Below are 20,336 nucleotides of genomic sequence, written 5' to 3' on the forward strand. Positions count from 1 at the left end.
GCTTTATTCAGGACTTTAGCCAAGACTTGGGCTATCTCTTGGCTTTATTCGGTACTTAAGCCAAGACTTGGTCGATCTCTTGGCTTTATTCAGCACTTAAGCCAAGACTTGGGCTATCTCTTGGCTTTATTCAGCACTTAAGCCAAGACTTGGGCTATCTCTTGGCTTTATTCGGTACTTAAGCCATGACTTGGTTCATCTCTTGGCTTTACTCGGTACTTAAGCCATGACTCGTGGGTTTATTCCACCTTTAACTCAAATGTTTCTCAATCTCGTGAGTTTACTGCTTCTTTAACTCACATCTTTTTCACTCTTAAACTGCTCACTCATTTTTTTAACCTTCTTCTTTCTTAATTCTTGAAGCCAAAACCTATATACCTCCCCAAAATTCCTCGAAAATGACAAAACGCAAACCTGATCATCAGGTTTGCGTTCTTATATATTACATGTATTAACGATTGATTCAAATTGTTTTTCAAAATGTTCTTTTCTATTCTTGATTTCTTCACAAGCGAAATCGATTATTGCATCTTTCTTGTCTTCGAAGTCTTTATTCACTTCAACGATTACTGTTCTTTCATCATTCTCTGGGCGTACTTTTTTAATCCACCCTTTTTTCACAAGGTTATTGTATAATCTTGTTCGTTTGTATGGCTTGATATCTATATAACCATCCAATTCTTTCAAACTCATTGATCCATTATTCCATAACATGATTAATGTAAGAAACTCTTCTTTTTCTATATCAAACTTTTCTTCGATTTTATAAAAAATAATATTTATATTTTTTTGAATATCATCTAATAGAATTAAGTCACTTACGTTATTTACTTTCTCTGTCATAAACTCGCCCCCAACGTTCTCTATATGTGTTATATACCCGATATAGTAACGCTTAAGCTTATTTGTATGATATTTTATAAATTATTCTGTTTCATCATCTATTAATAATCCTACATAGTGAATCCGATTATTCATAAATGAAATGATATATTTCATAACATTTTCGCGTTCTGGTTCATTATGTACTTCGTGATTAAGTCCATGCCAAGCTTTGAAATATAATTCGTTTGTATTGATTGTTTTACCGATTTGTCGAATTGATTCTGTATCTACTATTTTATCTTCTGTACCTAGCATCAGCAATGTAGGAATTGGAGATATGTGGTGGATATTTTCCATAGTTGCTTTCATCGTTTCTAAAATGGTCTTATACCAATGGTAACTCACTTTATTTAACATTAAAGCATCTTTATTCGTATCATCTATTACTTCTTTATTTCTTGTTAAACTTTCTACTTTAATACCTGTATCAAATTTAGCATCTTTCGCGACTGTACCGAAACTTGAAGCTAAGAAATTACGTCTTGTTGAAATATTTTGTTGAAAAGCAACTAGCGGTGAAATCAATAGTACGCCTTCTACTTTTAAATCTACTTTTTCTAATAAATTAAGAAGAATAAGTCCACCTAAACCAACACCTAATGTAAATACTGGTAAGTGATATTCTTCTGCAATAGATATCCATTCAAGTACTTGCTCATGGTATTCTTCAAATTTATCAACATGTCCTCTATGTACACGGGAAGTTTGTCCTTGCCCTTTTAAGTCACCCATAATAACGTGGTAACCTTCTCTTCGTAGCTTAGTGATTACGTATGCGTATCTTCCTGTATGTTCTAGCATATTATGTACAATTACTACAATTCCTTTAGCTTCTTTCTCAGTTTCCCATTTCCACATAATATATTACTCCTTTTACCTATATAGCTACTTTTTTGTTAAACTTAGTATAACAAAATTTTTCAAAAGAATGGAGAATCTTGAATGATTAAATCTTTTAAAGGTCAAAAACCACAAATCGATCAAAGCTGTTATATTGCTGAAAATGCAACTTTAATTGGTGATATTACAATCGGTCCTAAAAGCTCAGTATGGTTTAACTCAGTTATTAGAGGAGATGTTGCCCCTACAATTATTGGTGAAGGTGTTAATATCCAAGATTTATGTTGTTTACACCAAAGTCCTAACCAACCACTTATAATAGAAGATTTTGTAACAGTTGGTCATAAAGTGACATTACATTCTAGTATTATTCGCAAGCACGCGTTAATCGGAATGGATTCAACAATTCTTGATGGTGCAGAAATTGGAGAATATGCATTTATCGGTGCTGGGTCACTCGTTCCACCAGGAAAGAAAATACCACCACATACGTTAGCGTTTGGTCGTCCTGCAAAAGTCATTAGAGAACTGACAGAAGATGATTATAATGAATTAAAAAGAATCAATGCATCATATATTGAAAAAGCTGAGATTTATAAAGCAGATCAATAAATAGTAAAAAGGATTGAGACTCGATGTCCCAATCCTTTTTTGTTACGCTATTTTAAATTTGCTATGCATAAACGGTAATTTTACAACGATATAAGCGATAATTATTTCATAAAACATCGAGAAGAACTTCTCAAAGAAGAAGACAACATTCTGAACTAATATTGTGCCTATACCTGCCCCACTAAAGTGGTAGTTAACGAGTAAGAAATTATCAATAATATTTAAAGCAATGATTGTTATAAAAACTGTCCATGACTTTTTAGTAATCATCGCCACTAAAATTGCTATAATACCAATCACAATTGGCTCAAAAATAAACAATTGCACGAAACTATCTAAAGGTTTTCCAAACATATAAAATGCCATATCCCTAAACATCCCGATTTCTCCTTTACAGTCATTTCTAATACATTCATTATATCACGACAAACTAACTATAATTATTAAGATACTTTAAAGATTCATCGCTTTCCTTAACATAAAATTAACATTAATAGCCATTAAATCTTTACATTGAATTAGCAATCAATTCATATTGTCGTGTTACTTTAAAGATGTAACATAAGACGCCTTTAAAGGAGCATGATAAAATGCATTTCTTTAAAAAAATAATTATTTCTTTGTTTATATTCACATTTCTACCACATGCAATTAGCATAGCAGCAGAACCCATTTCACCAAACTATGAGCAAGTAACTTCAACATCAACCACTACCCCATAACAAACAACAAATCGAAATTTAATAACTAGAAAATTAGAAAGAAACTGATTAAGACGATCAGTTTCTCTTTTTATAGTTTAAATTCCTTTTTTATCCATTTATGTATATAATAGTATTAATTACATCTTAGAAAAGTATTATTGGAGGGATTTATTATGGTGCATTACTACAAACTATTTTGGTTAAATGCTTTTAATATTCACGGTCGATCTAGACGTAAAGAATTCTGGTATCCAATACTTGCTACAATCATTATCACTTTGCTGGGAAATCTATTAATTAGATTGATACCTATTCCTGAACTTATTACAGTTGTTATTTCTTTCATATTTAATTTCGCAACTTTTATTGCTTCTATTTCTGTAACTAGTAGAAGATTCCATGATTTAAATATGACAATGACATTTCCAACTATAACTTATGCAATTACTTTCACTTTAGATATTTTGTATAGTTTATTTAATAGTTACGTTACAAGTACAACTGTTAGTGTAATATATGCTGTTTTAATGATTATCTGTTTCTTTTTGAATCTAGCAATACTAATTATGGCGTGTGGTGACGGACATAAAGAACCAAACAAATATGGAGAAAGTCCTAATTACGCTTAAGATTTAATTGTTCAATGGCATTATACAAATCTATTTAAACTACATTAATATACGTGTATATAATATCTAATTTCGGACAAAATATTGTCAATATTATGGAACGCCTTACGGGGGCGTTCTTTTTCGTGTCAGAATTCATAATTAGTATAATTTTACATTATATTAAAAATGTAAACGCTTAACTAAATTTGTATTTCCATGATAAAATAAATTAAATGAACATATATATTTAAGGAGGACTTGCTATGCCTGTCGTAAAAGATTTTTTTATTGCATTATCTAACAACAAATTCATGAATGAATCAGCTAAGAAAATGGGTCCTGCACTAGGTGCAAACAAGGTCGTAGCGGGCGTTGATATTGATTCAACAATCGATACAGTTGAAAGATTAAATATGAAAGGAATTTCATGTACGTTAGATAATCTAGGGGAATTCGTAACATCACGTCAAGAAGCTTTAGAAGCTCAACAAAATATTGTTGAAATTATGCGAAGAAACTACAATGCTAATATTGATGCGCATGTATCTATTAAACTTACACAATTAGGTCTTAATATAGATAGAGAGTTTGCTTATCAAAATACGAGAGAAATTTTATTAAAAGCTCATGAATACGGAAATACATTTGTAAACATCGATGCTGAAAAATATGAAGATTTAGTTGGTACTACTGAAATAGTAGATAAACTTAAAGGTGAATTTAAAAATGTAGGAACAGTTATTCAAGCATACTTATTTGATGCTATGAATATTATGGATAAATACGATGATGTACGTTTACGATTAGTAAAAGGTGCATATAAAGAAGCACCACATATTGCTTTTCAAACTAAAGAAGAAATTGATAAAAATTATATAGCATTAATTGAAAAAAGATTATTAACTGCTAAAGCATTCACTTCAATTGCAACACACGATCATAATGTTATTAATCATGTAAAACAATTTGTTAAAGATCATAATATTTCAAGAGATTCATTTGAATTCCAAATGTTATATGGTTTTAGAACAGATTATGCATATCAAATTGCTAACGAAGGCTATAACTTCTGTATGTACGTACCATTTGGGGAAGATTGGTTCGGTTACTTTATGAGAAGATTAGCAGAAAGACCTCAAAATATTAATTTAATGTTATTAGATATCTTTAGTGAAAAGAATAAAGGAAAAATCGCTATCGGAGCTAGTGTATTAGCTGGCTTAACCCTATTAGGTATTGGCGGCATTGCTAAAGGTAAGAAGAAATAACATATAATAAGCCAGGACGCTTGTCCTGGCTTCATTGGTTTTATATTTGTGTTTCGATATTTTTAAGTAAGTTTGCCATTTCTATTGCAGCTAAGGCAGCATCTCCACCTTTATTACCTGCTTTTGTTCCTGCTCTTTCAATCGCTTGTTCAATTGTTTCTGTCGTTACGATTCCAAATATTACAGGTACTTCAGTTTCATCGTTTACTTTAGAAATACCTTTCGCAACTTCATTACATACATAATCATAATGTGTAGTCGCCCCTCTAATGACACAGCCTAATGTTACGACTGCATCGTATTTACCTGACTTCGCTAACTTTTTAGCTACTAAAGGAATTTCATACGCACCAGGTACATATGCGACATGAACATTTTCTTCTTCCACATTATGTCTGATTAAAGTATCTTTAGCACCATCTAATAAACGACCTGTTATAAAATCGTTAAATCTACTCACGACGATTGCTACTTTTAATTGTGATCCATCCATTTTACCTTCAAATTTCATTTTAAAAACTCCATTCTATTTTATATTAAATGTCCCATTTCATGCTTTTTAGTATTGATATATGATGCGTTTGTTTCGTTCGGTTCAATTACAACTGGAACTCTATTAGAAACATGTATACCTAAATCTTGTAATTGATTAAATTTATCTGGATTATTACTGATGAGTTGAATTTCTTCTATATTAAAGTATTTCAAAATCTGACTCGCTTCAGTATAATCTCTTAAATCCGCTTCAAAGCCTAAAGCTTCATTAGCAGTAATCGTGTCATAACCTTGTTCAATAAGTTCATATGCTTTAAGTTTATTGATCAGACCTATTCCTCTACCTTCTTGAGGTAAGTATAAAATCATGCCACCATGTACTTGAATGTATTTCATTGAATATTCAAGCTGCTCTCCACAATCACATCTTGCACTATGGAAAATATCACCTGTCACACATTCAGAATGAATACGTACATTCATACCATTTTTGATTTCACCTGAACTAATGACAATATATTCTTTATCGTCTAATTGAGATGTAAAGCCGTACATATCGAATTCACCGTATGAAGTTGGTAATTTAACTTTAGATTCAAGATGAATAATTTGATCATGTCGTTTTCTATATTTCACAAGTTCATCAATCGTTATCATTAACAAACCATGTTTACGTTTAAATTGATATAAATCATCTCTACGAGCCATCGTGCCATCATCATTCATAATTTCACAAATAGCACCAGCTGGTTTCGCTCCAGAAAGTTTCGCTAAATCAACACAAGCTTCTGTATGACCTATTCTTTCAAGAACACCATTGTCTTTAGCTATTAATGGAAATACGTGACCTGGTTGAACAAATGCTGTTGGTGACGTTTCATTTATTAAGGCTTTAATCGTATCTGCCCTTTCAAAAGCACTTATACCTGTCGTACTCGATGCATGATCAATACTTACAGTAAATGCAGTCTTATATTTATCACCTGTTTCAGTCATCAATTTCAAACCAAATTGTTGAGCAATTTCACTGCTAATCGGTGCACAGATTAAACCTCTCGCATGTGTAGCCATAAAATTAATCGTTTCAGCTGTTAAATACTCAGATATAGCGACGAGGTCACCTTCATTTTCTCTATCTTCATCATCTACTACAATAATCGGTTTACCACTTTTAAGTTCTTGTATGGCATCTTCTACATTATCAAACATGTTATAGCCTCCTAAAATCCTAGATTTAGTAATTTCTCTTCGGATAAATTTGAATGATTTTGTCCTGTTGCTTTCTGCACATATTTAAATAACAGATCCGTTTCAATATGTACGCTGTCGCCTTGTTTTTTATTAACAAAGATTGTACGATCTCTCGTTTCAGGAATTAAATGAATTTCAAATTTTTGAGGATATAATTTGAAAATTGTCAAACTAACACCATCAACTGTGATAGATCCTTTATCAATCATTTGATTTAATAAATGCGCTTCTGCAGATATTTCAATAATCCATTCATCTTGTCTTTTTGAAATATGTTTAATAATGCCTTGACCATCTACATGTCCACTTACAAAATGACCGCCAAATCTTCCATTCGCTAACATCGCTCTTTCAAGATTGACTTTGTCATTCATTTTCAAATGTTCTAAATAAGTTACTGAGATTGTTCCAGTAATCACTTCCACTTTAAAAGTAGAACTTGCTTTCTCAGTAACGGTCAGACAAACACCATTAACAGCAACGGAATCACCTAGTGATAAATCATCCATTATTTCAGTGGCTTCAATTGTTAATGTTTTAACGCCTTGGTTTGTACTTGTATTCTTGATTACACCAACTGTTTCAATGAGTCCTGTGAACATCTTGTCACTTCTTTCTTAATGTTATTTTAAGATCTCCACCAATGATTTCTGTTGATATAATTTCAAATAATTTACTATTGGATAAAGGAACGACATCTTGCGTTTGATAATATTGATATTTTCCTTGACCACCAATCATCTTCGGGGCTTGATAAATAATTAATTGGTCTACTAAGTCTTGTTCAATAAACTGACTTACAAGTTTAGGACCTGCTTCAACCATCACTTGAGCATATCCTTCTTCATATAAATCTTTCATAATCGTTTTTAAATTTGATAAATCACTGTTCTTAACTTTAATATGTTGATTCTCATACGTGTGAAATGATTCCGAACTCGTTACAACAACGACAGGATTATCTTCATCTTTGAATATCTCATAATCACCTTCAAAGCTTGATTGCTCTGTTAATACAATTCTAGTTGGATTACTTAACTCAGGATTACGAGAAGTTAATAATGGATTATCTTCACGAACTGTCATCCCACCTGTAATAATGGCGTCATGTTGTGAGCGCAATTTTAATACATCTTGTTTAACTTCTTTAGAAGTAATCCATTTACTTTCTTTGTAATCTGTCGCAACTTTACCATCTAGACTCGTAGAAATTTTCAAAGTGATAAATGGTATTTTCGTTCGTTGTTGTTGAAAAAATGCTTCATATAAGTCTTCTGCTCTTTTAGAAGGCTCATGTTTTACATCTATCCCAGCTTCGTACAACATTTCATGACCACTATTTTTAAGAGAACCATCTTTGACTGCATATACAACTGATTGAATACCGTTGTCGATAATCGCTTTCGCACAAGGTGGTGTTAAACCATAATGTGAACAAGGTTCTAAAGAAACATATATTGTTGCACCTTGAGCTTCTTCACCTGCCATTTTTAAAGCTTGTATTTCAGCATGTGCTTCACCCTTTTTTAAATGTGCTCCAAAACCTATGATTTTATGATTTTTAACAATAACTGCACCAACAGAAGGATTCGTACCCGTCTGTCCTTGTACCCGTTCAGCTAAATCAATTGCAAAATCTAAATATTGATTCATTTCTTTACCTCCTAAAAATAAAAACCACCGAAAATCACTTTTCGGTGGTTGGGAGTAAAAATGTATCACGAAATAAGCCTTTTATGAAAAAAGACTTTAACATTTTAAGTATAACGAAATAAGCGTATAACATACGCTGTCGTCTATTCTTTCTCCCATCCAGACTATACTGTCGGCTTCAGAATGTTACTGAATCAGCCATAAATGAAAAATCACTTATGGGTCGCGGGCTATTATACCGCCGGTTGGGAATTTCACCCTGCCCCGAAAGAATATATTATTAAATTATATATCAGTAATCACTGATGACATCATTCTATACCATTTCACTAAGAATTACAAATGAAGAAGTTAAATTTATTTAGCTGGTGTTTGTCTGATGGTTTTAAAAAACTGATAACGGCGGGCGTTGTGAACACTTCTGGCCAAACTTGTTCATAACGAGGTTGTTGTGAACACTTTTGATGAAACTTGTTTATAACGGGGGCATTAGTTACAAAACTCGCCTGAATTGTTACTAACACACTCGTTATTTGCACTTCTTGCCAAACTTGCTAATAACAGTATCAGTATTTGCACTTTGTACCAAAACTGCTAATAACGGCACCAGTATTTACACTTTCAGCCAAAACTGCTTTAAACGCCCCATCACCCGTACACATAAAAATAGAGTCTGGACATAATGTAATGTTTCAGACTCTTTTAGCATCTTGGCAGTAGCTGACTGAATTGAAAATGCGCTTGTATCAAGCTTCTTTCAACTCTAGTCATCCTTGCCGGGGCGGGACTACGAAATCTTTTTATACAAATTAGATTTCTGTCCCGCTCCCTATTCTATTTCTTTTTTGATTTCGCCTTTTTAACTTTTTTTCTTTCTTCTAATTCAACATATAAGTCATTGACTGCTCTTACGGATTGATCGACTAATAATGAAACGCCATTTACGTCAAAATTAACACCACTTGTTAATTGTCCAATGACTTTTAAATTAGGCATTGTACCGAATTTAGGACTAATAACTTCATTTGAATATGGCATGACTAGAATACCTCCAAATGGATGAGCAGCTATAATTTGTTTGTTCTCTAATCCTTTAATAAAATGCTCTTCTTCTGTCAATTCTGATAAATGTTTTTTAGGACCAGTCGCATTAATAACATAATGGTAACTTGATTCTTCTTGTTCACCTTCGTATTTAATTCTAAATTTACCGTAATATTTTCGTACATTTTCTAATCCTTCTTTAACGACAATGTCTCCATTTTCAATCCATTCGATTAATTGCTTAGCAGACGATTGAGGCATTGGATTCGCATTACGTTTAAAGTGATGTCCATACTTTTCTAAAAATGTCGTCTTATCATCAAGTGTCATGGCATTCCAAACAGGAATCATATGATGTTTTACTTCTTCAACAAATGATTGAAAATGCCCTACCTCATCTTCATGTCTTAAATCATATTTCATATTCGCTACATTATCTTTTTTAAATCGATAAAGCATTTTCTTCAAGTTAATATTTTGATATTCACATTCTTTTGCAAAGAGATTTTCTATTTCTTTTAATGGTGCGATACCTTTATGCGTCTTTTTTAATTTTTCTATTGCATCTTTCGTAATATACTTCAAATTGATTTCATGTTTAATACCTCTGACTGTCGGAAATTGAGCATGTCTTGATGCTACAGTTATTGGCAGTTGTTTATGATTTTCCATTACAAATCTAATGACATCTATTGAACTAAGTCCTGTTCCAATTATCGCAATATCGTCATTTTCTTTTACATCACGCAATGCTTTAATTGTTGGATATGGTGATTCAATATACCCTTTTAATCCAGATAAATTGTATGGATCTTTATAAGGTAAAGTTCCAATAGTCAAAAATACATAGTCATATTTTTGACATACCGCTTCATCATCTTCTATATAACAGACATCTATTTTATATTGACCTCTTTCATCTTTAATTTCTTCGACATAGCAACTATCAACTTTATGCTTATGTACGAATATATTATCGTGTTTATTTAACAAGTCATTCAAAATAGATTTCATATAATGACCGAATACTAATCGTGGTAAATATTTAGCTTTTCCATAGTCAAAATCATCATTTTTCTTATACCATTTCTTAAAATCTTTCGTATCATCAGGACTTAAAGACATTTGATTAGCTGGTAAGTTAATGAGTAAGCGATCACTATCATTTTGAAATGGCTTGCCCATACCCATATCTTCGACACTATCAAATATATCGACCGTAATTTTCTTAAACTTTTTATGTTTTGCTAATTGATTTAATGTACTAACACCAGCAGTTCCCATTCCTATTATTGCTACTTTCAAATTGTCCCCCTCCAAATCTTTCAATGCATAATATGCAAAAAATACCGAATTTTATAAATCTATTATACATGTGAAAAACACGACTTGTCTTTATACATACTTCTAGCCTAATTCACACTTTTTGTATTTATTCCTTTTTTTAAATAACAATAAACATAAATTACACGATTTGGGCGATTTTCATAATTATGCAACTAATGTGTTATAATAATAAACGTCATTATTATAAATTTCAAAAAAAGGAGAAGTGTTATGTTATCAATCCAAGACTTAACTAAAGTTTATCGTGGCGGTAAAAAAGCCGTTAATAGCATCAATATGGAAATTGAATCTGGTGAATTCATAGCTTTTATCGGTACGAGTGGTAGCGGGAAGACAACTGCTTTAAGAATGATTAACCGTATGATTGAGCCAACTAGCGGGACAATTACGCTTGACGGGAAAGATTTAAGCAAGATGAATCCAGTTAATTTAAGAAGAAATATAGGTTATGTCATTCAACAAATTGGTTTAATGCCACATATGACAATACGTGAAAATATCGTATTAGTACCTAAATTACTTAAATGGACTAAAGAAGAAAAAGAGAAAAAAGCTAAAGAACTTATTAAATTAGTAGACTTACCAGAATCATATTTAGATTTATATCCATCTCAATTATCTGGTGGACAACAACAACGTATTGGTGTTGTAAGAGCACTTGCAGCAGACCAAGATATCATTTTAATGGACGAACCATTTGGCGCGTTAGACCCTATTACGAGAGATACATTGCAAGACCTTGTAAAAACGCTACAACAAAAACTTGGTAAAACCATTATATTTGTTACGCATGATATGGATGAAGCAATTAAATTGGCAGATAGAATTTGTATTATGTCTCAAGGTGAAATCATTCAATTTGATTCACCAAACAATATTTTAAAAAATCCAGCTAATGATTTCGTACGCGAGTTTATCGGTCAGAACAGACTTATTCAAGATAGACCTAACATACGTGTTGTTGATGATGCAATGAAAGATCCAATTGCCATCACTTCTGAGAAGACTATTGACGAAGCTGTTTCAATTATGAGAGAGCGACGCGTAGATACGCTATTTATTACAAATGTAAAAGGTAAACTTGTCGGATATATTGATATTGAAGATTTAAACGAAGGATATCGTAAAAAATCAGACATTATCGATATTATGCATCGAGATATTTATACAGTTAAGACAGGTACGATGCTTCAAGACTCTGTTCGTACAATTTTAAAACGAAATGTGAGATTAATTCCTGTGGTTGATGAACAATATTACATAAAAGGTGTTATAACAAGAGCAAGCTTAGTAGATATTGTTTACGATTCTATATGGGGACAACCTGAAGAAGCAGAAGCAACTGAAAAAAGTGATATCAAATAAGGAGTGAAAAATAGTGATTGAATTCTTACAAGTTAACGGAAACGAACTACTTCAGAAAACACTGGAACACTTCTATATTTCATTATTAGCTTTACTTTTAGCAATGATCGTAGCGATACCGCTTGGCATTTTATTAACACGAACTAAAAAGTTAGCCAAAGTCGTATTATCTATTGCAAGTGTTCTACAAACCGTTCCGTCATTAGCAGTATTAGCACTTATGATTCCTTTCATAGGTGTTGGTAAATTACCTGCCATTTTAGCATTATTTATTTATATCTTATTACCGATTTTAAACAACACATATATCGGTATTAATAATGTTGATAAAAATGTTAAAGCAGCTGGACTAAGTATGGGTATGACAAAATTCCAAGAAATGTTCATGATTGAATTACCACTTGCTATATCAGTTATTATGAGTGGCGTACGCTTATCAAGTGTTTATGCAATCAGTTGGGCAACATTAGCAAGTTTCATTGGTGCTGGTGGTTTAGGCGACTTTATCTTTAATGGTTTGAACTTATACCAACCTGATTTAATTATTGGCGGTGCCATAAGTGTTACATTAATTGCGCTTATTATGGACTTTGTACTTTCTAAAGTTGAACTATGGGTTACACCTAAAGGGTTAAAAGTTTCAAGATAAGGAGGAAATATAAACATGAATAGATATTTTAAACTGTTATTGCCTATCATGGCTTTATCTGTCATTTTATCTGGATGTTCATTACCTTTTCTTGGCGCTTCAGGTGATGAAAACTCAATAAAAATAGGTATGCAAAACACAAGTGAATCACAAATTATGGGACATATAGATAAATTGATGATAGAACATGAAGCTAAAAAAGATAACGTAAAAGAAAACAACATACAGCTTATCAATAATTTAGGATCATCAACTGTTACATTTAATGCTCAAAATAGTGGTGATGTTAACATTTCAAGTGCAAGATATACGGGAACTGATTTAACAGGTGCATTGGGTAAAGACCCTATCACTGACCCTAAAAAAGCTTTAAAAGTAGTGAGAGATGCATTCGATAAAGATTACGACCAAAAATGGTATGGTTCATATGGTTTTGAAAACACTTATGCCATGATGGTTACGAAAGAAACAGCGAAGAAATACAACCTTAAAAAAGTTTCAGATATGAAAAAAGTAGCAAACAAATTAGAAGCAGGCGTTGACTCATCTTGGATGAAACGTCCTGGCGATGGATACCCAGCATTTAAAGAAAAATATGGTTTCGATTTTAAACGTACTCGTCCAATGCAAATTGGTCTTGTATATGATGCGTTAAACACAGGTAAAATGGACGTTGTTTTAGGTTACACGACAGACGGAAGAATTGCGAGCTATGATTTAGTTGTGCTTGAAGATGACTTGAACTTCTTCCCTCCATATGATGCAAGTCCATTAGTTACAAAATCTTTAATTAAAGAAAAACCTTATGTTGATCGTGCAATGAATAAATTAAGAGGAAAAATTTCAACAGAACAAATGCAAAAATTAAACTACGAAGCAGATAATAACCTTAAAGAACCTGCCGTAGTAGCTGAAGAATTCCTTAAAAAGCACAATTATTTTGACGATGAAAAGGATGGTGAGTAATAGTGGTTGATAATCATGTATGGTCACAATTAGTCGATTATTATGCAACAAATGGTGGATATATATTTCAACTTTTTCTAACTCATTTACTTATTTCTGTTTATGGTGTGTTATTTGCGGTTATAATAGGTATACCAGTAGGAATTTTCATTGCTAGATATTCTAAATTATCCGGCTTTGTTATTTCACTAGCTAATATAATTCAAACGGTTCCAGCACTTGCCCTACTAGCTATACTAATGCTTGTAATGGGTCTTGGTTCTAACACTGTTGTTATGACAGTATTCTTATACGCTTTATTACCGATTATCAAAAATACGTATACTGGTATTAATAACGTAAATTCAAGTATTAAAGATGCTGGTAAAGGTATGGGTATGACTTCACGTCAAATCTTAACGATGGTTGAACTTCCCCTTTCTTTATCTGTTATGATCGGTGGTATAAGAATCGCATTCGTTATTGCAATTGGTGTTACTGCAATCGGATCATTTATTGGATCGTCTACACTTGGTGATATCATTATTAGAGGTACAAACGCTACTGATGGTACATCACTAATCTTAGCCGGTGCAATCCCTACCGCTTTATTAGCAGTATTAAGTGATTTATTTTTAGGATATATTGAAAAGAAATTAGACCCAACAAAGAGAAAGCAAAAAGGTCCACAACCTCAAACACTTTCGGAGTGATATTAAATGAAATTTATATTTAAAGTAATTGTAGCAACTATTGTTATTTTAATACTTTCACCTAAGAAAAAACTCAAATAATTTACATTAATAACTTATGTAATTATATAATTTTTTGCTATTATTAATTGCATAGTGTTTGTATAGTTAAAACAAAGGAGGAAGTAATATGAAATATAGAATACTTGGAAGTTTATTTTTATCATCAACACTTGTTTTAGCAGCATGCGGGAATGGCTCAGATAGTTCAGATTCTGATACAAAATCAGAAAAGAAAGATGACACTAAAAGTTCTAGCCAAGTCGTAAAAGACTTACAAAGTAGTGCGAAAGATGTTAAAAGTTATCATACTGATAACAAAATCGAAGTTTCTGCTGAAGGCGAAGATAGTCAAACTGTAGAAGTTGGCATGGATGTTGATGAAAAAGAAACAGCTAAATTAGATATGGACCAAGCTGGACAAAAAATGTCAATTTATGTACAAGGCGATAAAATGCTCGCTAAAGTAGATGACCAATGGGTAGACTAATCTTCTCAAGTAGAAAATATGAATATCGATAGTTCTCTAGATCAATTAAATTATGAAAAATACGCAAAAACTTTAAGTGCTTTTAAAGATGCGAAAGCTAAAAAAGTTGACGATGGATATGAACTTACATATGACATCAAAAACAAAGAAGATTTTACCAAGTTAGCTAACGCCTCAGGTAACAAAGATCAACTAGAACAATTTGAATCACAAGTTGATAAAGTTAAAGGTAATGCTGTATTGAAAGTAAATAAAGATAATCATATTGATTCATACAAATTAAATGCTAAATTAACTAAAGATGACGAAACCGCTGATATGAAGACAAACGTCACATATAATAAGTTAAACGAAATTGATGAAATTAAGATTCCAGATGAAGCAAAAGACGCTAAGAAAATAGAAGACTTACAAGGCGGATCATCTAGCTCATCAAGCAGTAGTTCATCAAATAGTTCAGATAAAGCATCATAAATAGTAAAGACTCGAGGTTAATGCCTCGAGTCTTTTTTGATTTGGATAGGTGCGGTCCCTTGTGAACACTTCTGGCTAAACTTATTCATAACGGGTGCCTTGTGAACACTTTCGCCCAAACTTGTTCATAACGGGGGCCTTGTGAACACTTCTGGCCAAACTTGTTCATAACGGGATTGTTAATTACAAAACTTGGCCAAAGTGTTACTATGGACTGCCTTAGTTACAAAACTTGGCCAAAGTGTTACTATGGACCTCCTTAGTTACAAAACTCAGTCGAAGCGTTACTATAGACCGCCTTAATTACAAAACTCAGCTGAAGTGTTACTATGGACTGCCTTAGTTACAAAACTCGGCTGAAGTGTTACTATGGACCGCCTTAGTTACAAAACTTGGCCAAAGTGTTACTAACGGCCTCCTTAGTTACAAAACTCGGCCAAAGTGTTACTAACGGCCTCCTTAGTTACAAAACTCGGCCAAAGTGTTACTATGGACTGCCTTAGTTACAAAACTCGGCCGAAGTGTTACTATGGGCTGCCTTAATTACAAAACTCCTGAGATTTGTAAACAAGGAACTCGTTATTTGCACTTCTCACCAAACTTGCTATTAACGACACCAGTATTTGCACTTCTTGACAAAACTGCTAATAACGGCATCACTATTTGCACTTCTTATTAAAACTGCTAATAACGGCACCAGTATTTGCACTTCTCACTAAACTTGCTAATAACGACACCAGTATTTGCACTTCTCACCAAACTTGCTAATAACGACACCAGTATTTGCACTTCTCACCAAACTTGCTAATAACGACACCAGTATTTGCACTTCTTGCCAATACTGCTAATAACAATAGTCCATTACGACTACTTCTATACTCCACTCACACAAAAAAGACTCGAGACGTTTGTCCCGAGTCTTCTTAATTACTATTTTTCTTCTTGTTTATCTAATTTTTCATCTAATGCTTTGATTGAAAGTGACTTATCTGTATCTTCGTATTTATATACGATATAGTACTTTCCTTCTGTTTTAAGTTCGTTATAGAAATCTGCTATTATACGTGCATTACTTTGTGCCCATTTGATATCTGTTGCGTATTGATGTACGCCTGGTTTCTCTGGGTTCCATCTCATACTATATAATGTGTTTTGCTCTGGGTTTGATAAATAATGATCATGTATAAATTTCGCGCCACCTGATATGGCTTTTTGAGGTGTATCCCAGCCTCTTTTTTTAGCGTAATTTGCGCCTGTTCCGATAGGATCACTGTCTAAAGCACCGACACCATAAAAGTTATAATACTTTTTACCATCAGATTCTTCTTTAGATTTCGTTACTTTCCCTTTCTCAGTTAACATGACACCATTTGCTAATTCACTTTTATTATTACCTGTTTCTAATATCGCGTGAGATATTAAATACACTTCATTAACATGCTCTTTCTTAGCAGCATTTAAAAATTCTGTTGTATAATCTTCAAGTACTTCTTGCTTTCTTAACATATGATGAATTCGTTTTTCTTCAATTCCTTGATACTCTGATAAGTTCAGAAATTGATATACTTGTTTTTTATCATTTAAGATTTTTTCTACATCCATCACTTCATATATTTCGCTTCGTGTTGCATTTTTCCAATTGCCTGACTCTGTTGCTACTTGCATTTTCGTATCATTTTTATATTGTTTATTTACTGCTTTACTTAAAGTTAATGGAACTTCTACATTATCTTCTTGTTTATCTACTTCATAAAATTTCAAATGATCTGAAATCAAATAATAAAACAGGCCAACAATAACTAACAAGACTATTGATAATATGACTAAATTTTTAATGGTTTCTAGCCTGGCATTCTTCATCGTTTCACCTCTGTGTTTGTAAACCACCATCAATCATAATTTATTACCTAATTTTTACAATTGCATTAAAGTTTACTCTTTATATTCTATAGGATAAGGGCTTATTATTCAAAAATAAGAATGTTACGTTTTAATTACTATTATATTTCAACAAAAAAAGCAAACATGCTTTGAAAGTATGTTTGCTTATTTATAAGTTGAATAATTCATAAATATAAATGACATTGCCGCTGATCTATTCTTATAGTTATAGTGGCTTAAATTGATTGTACCCTCTTCTTCGCCATTTCTATAATTCATAAATCTGTTTACGTTGTTAATCATTACAAAATCTGCGTTATCTCTTATCGTATTCAAGTCATTATTTCTTGCAAAAAAGTGTTCTAAATTTAGATGTTCGTAATCCATATGATGAGCCTCCTAATCTTTGCCCCAATAAAACATATGTCCATATATATAACCAAATATACACGTTTGAAGCGAAAATGTAAATCATTTCAATCTATGTTTTTATAAGATATTTTCGAGAAAAAGTCTTTATTTTTTCGAAATAATCTCATAAATTATGTTCTATTTTAAAGTTTGTCCGTTTTTTTAATATTTAACTGATTTTTAAAGTGCTTATTTATTATTTACAATGCGTTTATCCGGAAATAACCGTGTGCATGCTCACCAAAGAGGACAACATGAAACAACACAAATTTGAACATTATTATAAGCAATATAAAAATATGATTCATTATTTACTGCATCGATATCATATCCAATACGGTTACGAAGATTATTATCAACTGTTATTAATTAAACTATGGACTGAAATTGAGCGTTATGATTTTTCAAAGACCGCTTCACTAGATAAATATTTATATACGAAATTAAAGTATTACCTCATTGACTGTATCAGAAAGCAAAGTAAAGATTCAAACCGTGTTTCCCCCACTTCAAATCATGAAATGTTAGATCAAAGCTTCATTGAAACTCATCAATTTGAAACGTTTAGTATGTTAGAGATTTTGTCTCAAGATGAACTCATGTGGTTAAAGCTAACATTACAAGGCTTCTCAACTCAAGAAATTGCGATATATTTAAATAAAAGTGAATCGTCTATTAAGTACTATCGTAAAAATGCACGACGTAAATTAAAATCTCATTTTTTATTTTAATTACAAATGAATCTTCAAAAATTACAATCATTTTTTCCAAAATTTAAGTAACATGTTATATAGGGAGGTGTATCAAATGACTTTGATCAACCCTAATATGACATTACTGAAATACGCTGATGATTCAGCTTATAGATTCCAAATCGAATATTTAGATCAATCAACCGTTTATACTAACCACTCTATCCCCTATCTTATTAACGAAGCACTGAAAATTGAAGGTGCAAGTTTAAAATCAAGAGAACGTTACGCCAAATATGTCCTAAAAATTTCTAAACTTCTTCCCATTCTTATCTATGCCACTGAAGATTTCGTATTATTTCCAACAAGTGCTAAATCTAACGACAATTATATGTTGATTAACAGTAAACACATTGTTCATATCGACGCATACAAACATTACACTAAATTGTTATTAATTAATCAGCATACGAAAGTGATATATCATGAATATCCTATAATCAGTAGAAAGCTCGGTGAATCATTAAGACTCATTCAGTTTCAAAAGCATCATCTTAACAGACTAAATCTACCCTCAAATATATAAAAGCCGTTACGCTTTATTTGCGTAACGGCTTTATTTGTCATGCTATATTAACTTGCTACTTACACCTGATAACAATGCTTGGTATGCACTATTAAAGAATGTCAGCAGTACTTCATCTCTTCTAATAATACTTTCTAAATCTTCTTCATAAATTAAAAAGCTTCCATCTTTACCATTATATTCAGCATATGATGGTTCTACTTGTTTCAAGTTGATTTTATCTTGCTTAAACGGATTAATCTTAATAATATAATAAGGAGACTCTCTATATTTATCTCCAAAGTAATAACAAAGTGATACCGTATACTCATCATTACCTTCTACGTAAAAAATAGATGTTACATCAAATTTATCCCAAAACAATCCTGTTTTGACATCTTTAATATTTCTTGAATGCAAAAATTGATAATGATCATATTGAGCTTGCTGCATTAATCTAAGTGCATGATATGCAGTCTTTGGATTAAAGATGCGTTCTTTATCATCTTCATCTAGCGTTTTTTCATATGGAATATTATATGGCTTCGTATTGATTGCAATATCAATGCCGTTATCATGCAATGTATCAAATATAAAGTGATAATATTCTTGAATTGTACGTCCAGATTTGACGATCATTGATTCTTCCTTTTCATCTATTTTAACGATTAATAACTGATCGATTAAATCTAAGTTAATTTCAAATGTATGGTTGTCCTTTTTTAATTCACCTGTAGATAGCCCAACTTGATTGACAGTTAACATAACGTGCTTATATAACGGTTCAGGTGTATTCACAGCTAAACAACATTTCCCCATAATTTGAACAATATATCTTATTGTTGCACGTGTATCACGCCATTCATCAAAATATAACAAGCTCATCTACAACACCCCCTAATCAGTAATCTATGAAAATTCTTTAAATCTTCTAGCGATTAATAAACGCCTTGTAAAGAATGCATTTACCCATTTGATACCTTTATAACCTATAAAAAATAACACAATACCTATAACAAGGTATAAGGCTTGTAATGTTAATGCTTCACCAATTGGTTTTGTGAAATATAATGTAAATGTCCCTAATATCAACAAAGCAGCTGTTATTAAAATGCCCGCCATTAAGACATTTCCAAATAATAGTCCACCTAACGTAATTACTTTATATAAACTACTTGGTGGTGTTGCTTTATCTATAATTTCATTTTCTACAAATTCATTCACAAATTTACTTGGTTTACCATATTCATCGATTAAATTTTTATCTGCATGATGGTTTAATTTTTCATGCGCTATATTTTTTTCTTTTTTATTGATAAACCAAAGCTTTTTATAAACAATGGATTTATATTGTTCGTTATTCATTACACACCTCTAAAATTCATTAATATTTTAATTATAA

23 protein-coding genes and 1 riboswitch are annotated in these 20,336 nt (G+C 31.9%); of the genes, 11 read left to right on the plus strand and 12 right to left on the minus strand.

Features of this window, described 5'->3' with window-relative positions:
- Window positions 1-435: 435 nt before the first annotated feature.
- Together LQ679_RS02420 and LQ679_RS02425 are read right to left on the minus strand one after the other, a co-directional pair.
- Window positions 436-843 (minus strand): transcriptional regulator, SarA/Rot family, encoded by a 408-nt coding sequence (locus LQ679_RS02420; RefSeq protein WP_025905249.1) that lies wholly within the window; start codon window positions 841-843, stop codon window positions 436-438.
- Between the two features lie 81 nt (window positions 844-924).
- Complete coding sequence (locus LQ679_RS02425; protein ID WP_025905248.1) at window positions 925-1,743, minus strand: alpha/beta fold hydrolase; 819 nt, start codon at window positions 1,741-1,743, stop codon at window positions 925-927.
- Window positions 1,744-1,827: 84 nt separating this feature from the next.
- On the opposite strand from LQ679_RS02425, the gene LQ679_RS02430 reads away from it, so the two are divergent.
- Window positions 1,828-2,337 (plus strand): gamma carbonic anhydrase, encoded by a 510-nt coding sequence (locus tag LQ679_RS02430; RefSeq protein ID WP_037588601.1) that lies wholly within the window; start codon window positions 1,828-1,830, stop codon window positions 2,335-2,337.
- A 42-nt stretch (window positions 2,338-2,379) separates the two neighbouring features.
- Here the strand turns inward: LQ679_RS02430 and LQ679_RS02435 are convergent, their stop codons facing one another.
- Window positions 2,380-2,715 (minus strand): hypothetical protein, encoded by a 336-nt coding sequence (locus tag LQ679_RS02435; RefSeq protein ID WP_025905246.1) that lies wholly within the window; start codon window positions 2,713-2,715, stop codon window positions 2,380-2,382.
- Window positions 2,716-3,214: 499 nt separating this feature from the next.
- Here LQ679_RS02435 and LQ679_RS02440 point away from each other — a divergent pair, with 499 nt between their 5' ends.
- Together LQ679_RS02440 and LQ679_RS02445 are read left to right on the plus strand one after the other, a co-directional pair.
- Window positions 3,215-3,670 (plus strand): DUF805 domain-containing protein, encoded by a 456-nt coding sequence (locus LQ679_RS02440; protein WP_239762030.1) that lies wholly within the window; start codon window positions 3,215-3,217, stop codon window positions 3,668-3,670.
- A 245-nt stretch (window positions 3,671-3,915) separates the two neighbouring features.
- Complete coding sequence (locus tag LQ679_RS02445; protein WP_107577375.1) at window positions 3,916-4,920, plus strand: proline dehydrogenase family protein; 1,005 nt, start codon at window positions 3,916-3,918, stop codon at window positions 4,918-4,920.
- A 40-nt stretch (window positions 4,921-4,960) separates the two neighbouring features.
- On the opposite strand, the gene ribH is transcribed toward LQ679_RS02445, so the two are convergent.
- From ribH to LQ679_RS02470, 5 genes are all read right to left on the minus strand, one after another.
- The gene (gene ribH, locus LQ679_RS02450) at window positions 4,961-5,431 is read right to left on the minus strand and encodes a 6,7-dimethyl-8-ribityllumazine synthase (RefSeq protein ID WP_025905243.1); all 471 of its coding nucleotides are present in this window, start codon (window positions 5,429-5,431) and stop codon (window positions 4,961-4,963) included.
- Window positions 5,432-5,451: 20 nt separating this feature from the next.
- Entirely contained in the window at window positions 5,452-6,624 is a 1,173-nt protein-coding gene (locus LQ679_RS02455; protein ID WP_037588609.1) for a bifunctional 3,4-dihydroxy-2-butanone-4-phosphate synthase/GTP cyclohydrolase II, read from the minus strand.
- A gap of 11 nt (window positions 6,625-6,635) precedes the next feature.
- Window positions 6,636-7,268: a riboflavin synthase gene (locus tag LQ679_RS02460; protein ID WP_204168594.1), complete on the minus strand. Its 633-nt coding sequence runs from the start codon at window positions 7,266-7,268 to the stop codon at window positions 6,636-6,638.
- Window positions 7,269-7,272: 4 nt separating this feature from the next.
- Window positions 7,273-8,319, minus strand: a complete 1,047-nt coding sequence (gene ribD / locus LQ679_RS02465; protein WP_204168595.1) for a bifunctional diaminohydroxyphosphoribosylaminopyrimidine deaminase/5-amino-6-(5-phosphoribosylamino)uracil reductase RibD — start codon at window positions 8,317-8,319, stop codon at window positions 7,273-7,275.
- Between the two features lie 143 nt (window positions 8,320-8,462).
- A riboswitch (FMN riboswitch) is annotated at window positions 8,463-8,595 on the minus strand.
- A 558-nt stretch (window positions 8,596-9,153) separates the two neighbouring features.
- Window positions 9,154-10,668: an FAD/NAD(P)-binding protein gene (locus tag LQ679_RS02470; protein ID WP_103361433.1), complete on the minus strand. Its 1,515-nt coding sequence runs from the start codon at window positions 10,666-10,668 to the stop codon at window positions 9,154-9,156.
- 252 nt (window positions 10,669-10,920) lie between these two features.
- Between LQ679_RS02470 and LQ679_RS02475 the strand changes: the two genes are divergently transcribed.
- From LQ679_RS02475 to LQ679_RS02500, 6 genes are all read left to right on the plus strand, one after another.
- Complete coding sequence (locus LQ679_RS02475) at window positions 10,921-12,075, plus strand: betaine/proline/choline family ABC transporter ATP-binding protein (protein WP_159315506.1); 1,155 nt, start codon at window positions 10,921-10,923, stop codon at window positions 12,073-12,075.
- A 13-nt stretch (window positions 12,076-12,088) separates the two neighbouring features.
- Entirely contained in the window at window positions 12,089-12,724 is a 636-nt protein-coding gene (locus tag LQ679_RS02480) for an ABC transporter permease (protein WP_037588619.1), read from the plus strand.
- A gap of 15 nt (window positions 12,725-12,739) precedes the next feature.
- Window positions 12,740-13,690: an osmoprotectant ABC transporter substrate-binding protein gene (locus LQ679_RS02485; RefSeq protein WP_037588621.1), complete on the plus strand. Its 951-nt coding sequence runs from the start codon at window positions 12,740-12,742 to the stop codon at window positions 13,688-13,690.
- Window positions 13,691-13,692: 2 nt separating this feature from the next.
- Complete coding sequence (locus LQ679_RS02490; protein ID WP_025905235.1) at window positions 13,693-14,382, plus strand: ABC transporter permease; 690 nt, start codon at window positions 13,693-13,695, stop codon at window positions 14,380-14,382.
- Window positions 14,383-14,551: 169 nt separating this feature from the next.
- Window positions 14,552-14,911, plus strand: coding sequence for a hypothetical protein (locus LQ679_RS02495; protein ID WP_239762031.1), 360 nt, complete (start codon window positions 14,552-14,554; stop codon window positions 14,909-14,911).
- 18 nt (window positions 14,912-14,929) lie between these two features.
- Window positions 14,930-15,385 carry a DUF6612 family protein gene (locus LQ679_RS02500; protein ID WP_239762032.1) on the plus strand — a complete coding sequence of 152 codons (456 nt, stop codon included), beginning with the start codon at window positions 14,930-14,932 and terminating at the stop codon, window positions 15,383-15,385.
- A gap of 930 nt (window positions 15,386-16,315) precedes the next feature.
- On the opposite strand, the gene sagB is transcribed toward LQ679_RS02500, so the two are convergent.
- Complete coding sequence (sagB, locus tag LQ679_RS02505) at window positions 16,316-17,245, minus strand: peptidoglycan release complex glucosaminidase SagB (RefSeq protein ID WP_159315504.1); 930 nt, start codon at window positions 17,243-17,245, stop codon at window positions 16,316-16,318.
- Between the two features lie 186 nt (window positions 17,246-17,431).
- Window positions 17,432-17,653 (minus strand): hypothetical protein, encoded by a 222-nt coding sequence (locus tag LQ679_RS02510; protein ID WP_025905232.1) that lies wholly within the window; start codon window positions 17,651-17,653, stop codon window positions 17,432-17,434.
- A gap of 278 nt (window positions 17,654-17,931) precedes the next feature.
- Here LQ679_RS02510 and LQ679_RS02515 point away from each other — a divergent pair, with 278 nt between their 5' ends.
- Together LQ679_RS02515 and LQ679_RS02520 are read left to right on the plus strand one after the other, a co-directional pair.
- Complete coding sequence (locus tag LQ679_RS02515; protein WP_037588628.1) at window positions 17,932-18,408, plus strand: sigma-70 family RNA polymerase sigma factor; 477 nt, start codon at window positions 17,932-17,934, stop codon at window positions 18,406-18,408.
- A gap of 76 nt (window positions 18,409-18,484) precedes the next feature.
- Window positions 18,485-18,955, plus strand: coding sequence for a competence protein ComK (locus LQ679_RS02520; protein ID WP_239762033.1), 471 nt, complete (start codon window positions 18,485-18,487; stop codon window positions 18,953-18,955).
- A gap of 42 nt (window positions 18,956-18,997) precedes the next feature.
- Here the strand turns inward: LQ679_RS02520 and LQ679_RS02525 are convergent, their stop codons facing one another.
- Window positions 18,998-19,819, minus strand: a complete 822-nt coding sequence (locus tag LQ679_RS02525) for a DUF5996 family protein (protein ID WP_037588630.1) — start codon at window positions 19,817-19,819, stop codon at window positions 18,998-19,000.
- A gap of 24 nt (window positions 19,820-19,843) precedes the next feature.
- Entirely contained in the window at window positions 19,844-20,299 is a 456-nt protein-coding gene (locus LQ679_RS02530) for a hypothetical protein (RefSeq protein WP_126477607.1), read from the minus strand.
- Between the last annotated feature and the right edge of the window lie 37 nt (window positions 20,300-20,336).

The organism is Mammaliicoccus sp. I-M35 (assembly GCF_022386455.1).
In the GTDB taxonomy this organism is placed as follows: domain Bacteria; phylum Bacillota; class Bacilli; order Staphylococcales; family Staphylococcaceae; genus Mammaliicoccus; species Mammaliicoccus sciuri_A.

Bases quoted from the DNA above. Each gene is read 5' to 3' on its own strand.
- LQ679_RS02420 (WP_025905249.1), bottom strand. From the start codon at position 843: ATGACAGAGAAAGTAAATAACGTAAGTGACTTAATTCTATTAGATGAT.
- LQ679_RS02425 (WP_025905248.1), bottom strand. From the start codon at position 1,743: ATGTGGAAATGGGAAACTGAGAAAGAAGCTAAAGGAATTGTAGTAATT.
- LQ679_RS02430 (WP_037588601.1), top strand. From the start codon at position 1,828: ATGATTAAATCTTTTAAAGGTCAAAAACCACAAATCGATCAAAGCTGT.
- LQ679_RS02435 (WP_025905246.1), bottom strand. From the start codon at position 2,715: ATGTTTAGGGATATGGCATTTTATATGTTTGGAAAACCTTTAGATAGT.
- LQ679_RS02440 (WP_239762030.1), top strand. From the start codon at position 3,215: ATGGTGCATTACTACAAACTATTTTGGTTAAATGCTTTTAATATTCAC.
- LQ679_RS02445 (WP_107577375.1), top strand. From the start codon at position 3,916: ATGCCTGTCGTAAAAGATTTTTTTATTGCATTATCTAACAACAAATTC.
- ribH (WP_025905243.1), bottom strand. From the start codon at position 5,431: ATGAAATTTGAAGGTAAAATGGATGGATCACAATTAAAAGTAGCAATC.
- LQ679_RS02455 (WP_037588609.1), bottom strand. From the start codon at position 6,624: ATGTTTGATAATGTAGAAGATGCCATACAAGAACTTAAAAGTGGTAAA.
- LQ679_RS02460 (WP_204168594.1), bottom strand. From the start codon at position 7,268: ATGTTCACAGGACTCATTGAAACAGTTGGTGTAATCAAGAATACAAGT.
- ribD (WP_204168595.1), bottom strand. From the start codon at position 8,319: ATGAATCAATATTTAGATTTTGCAATTGATTTAGCTGAACGGGTACAA.
- LQ679_RS02475 (WP_159315506.1), top strand. From the start codon at position 10,921: ATGTTATCAATCCAAGACTTAACTAAAGTTTATCGTGGCGGTAAAAAA.
- LQ679_RS02485 (WP_037588621.1), top strand. From the start codon at position 12,740: ATGAATAGATATTTTAAACTGTTATTGCCTATCATGGCTTTATCTGTC.
- LQ679_RS02495 (WP_239762031.1), top strand. From the start codon at position 14,552: ATGAAATATAGAATACTTGGAAGTTTATTTTTATCATCAACACTTGTT.
- LQ679_RS02500 (WP_239762032.1), top strand. From the start codon at position 14,930: ATGAATATCGATAGTTCTCTAGATCAATTAAATTATGAAAAATACGCA.
- sagB (WP_159315504.1), bottom strand. From the start codon at position 17,245: ATGAAGAATGCCAGGCTAGAAACCATTAAAAATTTAGTCATATTATCA.
- LQ679_RS02510 (WP_025905232.1), bottom strand. From the start codon at position 17,653: ATGGATTACGAACATCTAAATTTAGAACACTTTTTTGCAAGAAATAAT.
- LQ679_RS02515 (WP_037588628.1), top strand. From the start codon at position 17,932: ATGAAACAACACAAATTTGAACATTATTATAAGCAATATAAAAATATG.
- LQ679_RS02520 (WP_239762033.1), top strand. From the start codon at position 18,485: ATGACTTTGATCAACCCTAATATGACATTACTGAAATACGCTGATGAT.
- LQ679_RS02525 (WP_037588630.1), bottom strand. From the start codon at position 19,819: ATGAGCTTGTTATATTTTGATGAATGGCGTGATACACGTGCAACAATA.
- LQ679_RS02530 (WP_126477607.1), bottom strand. From the start codon at position 20,299: ATGAATAACGAACAATATAAATCCATTGTTTATAAAAAGCTTTGGTTT.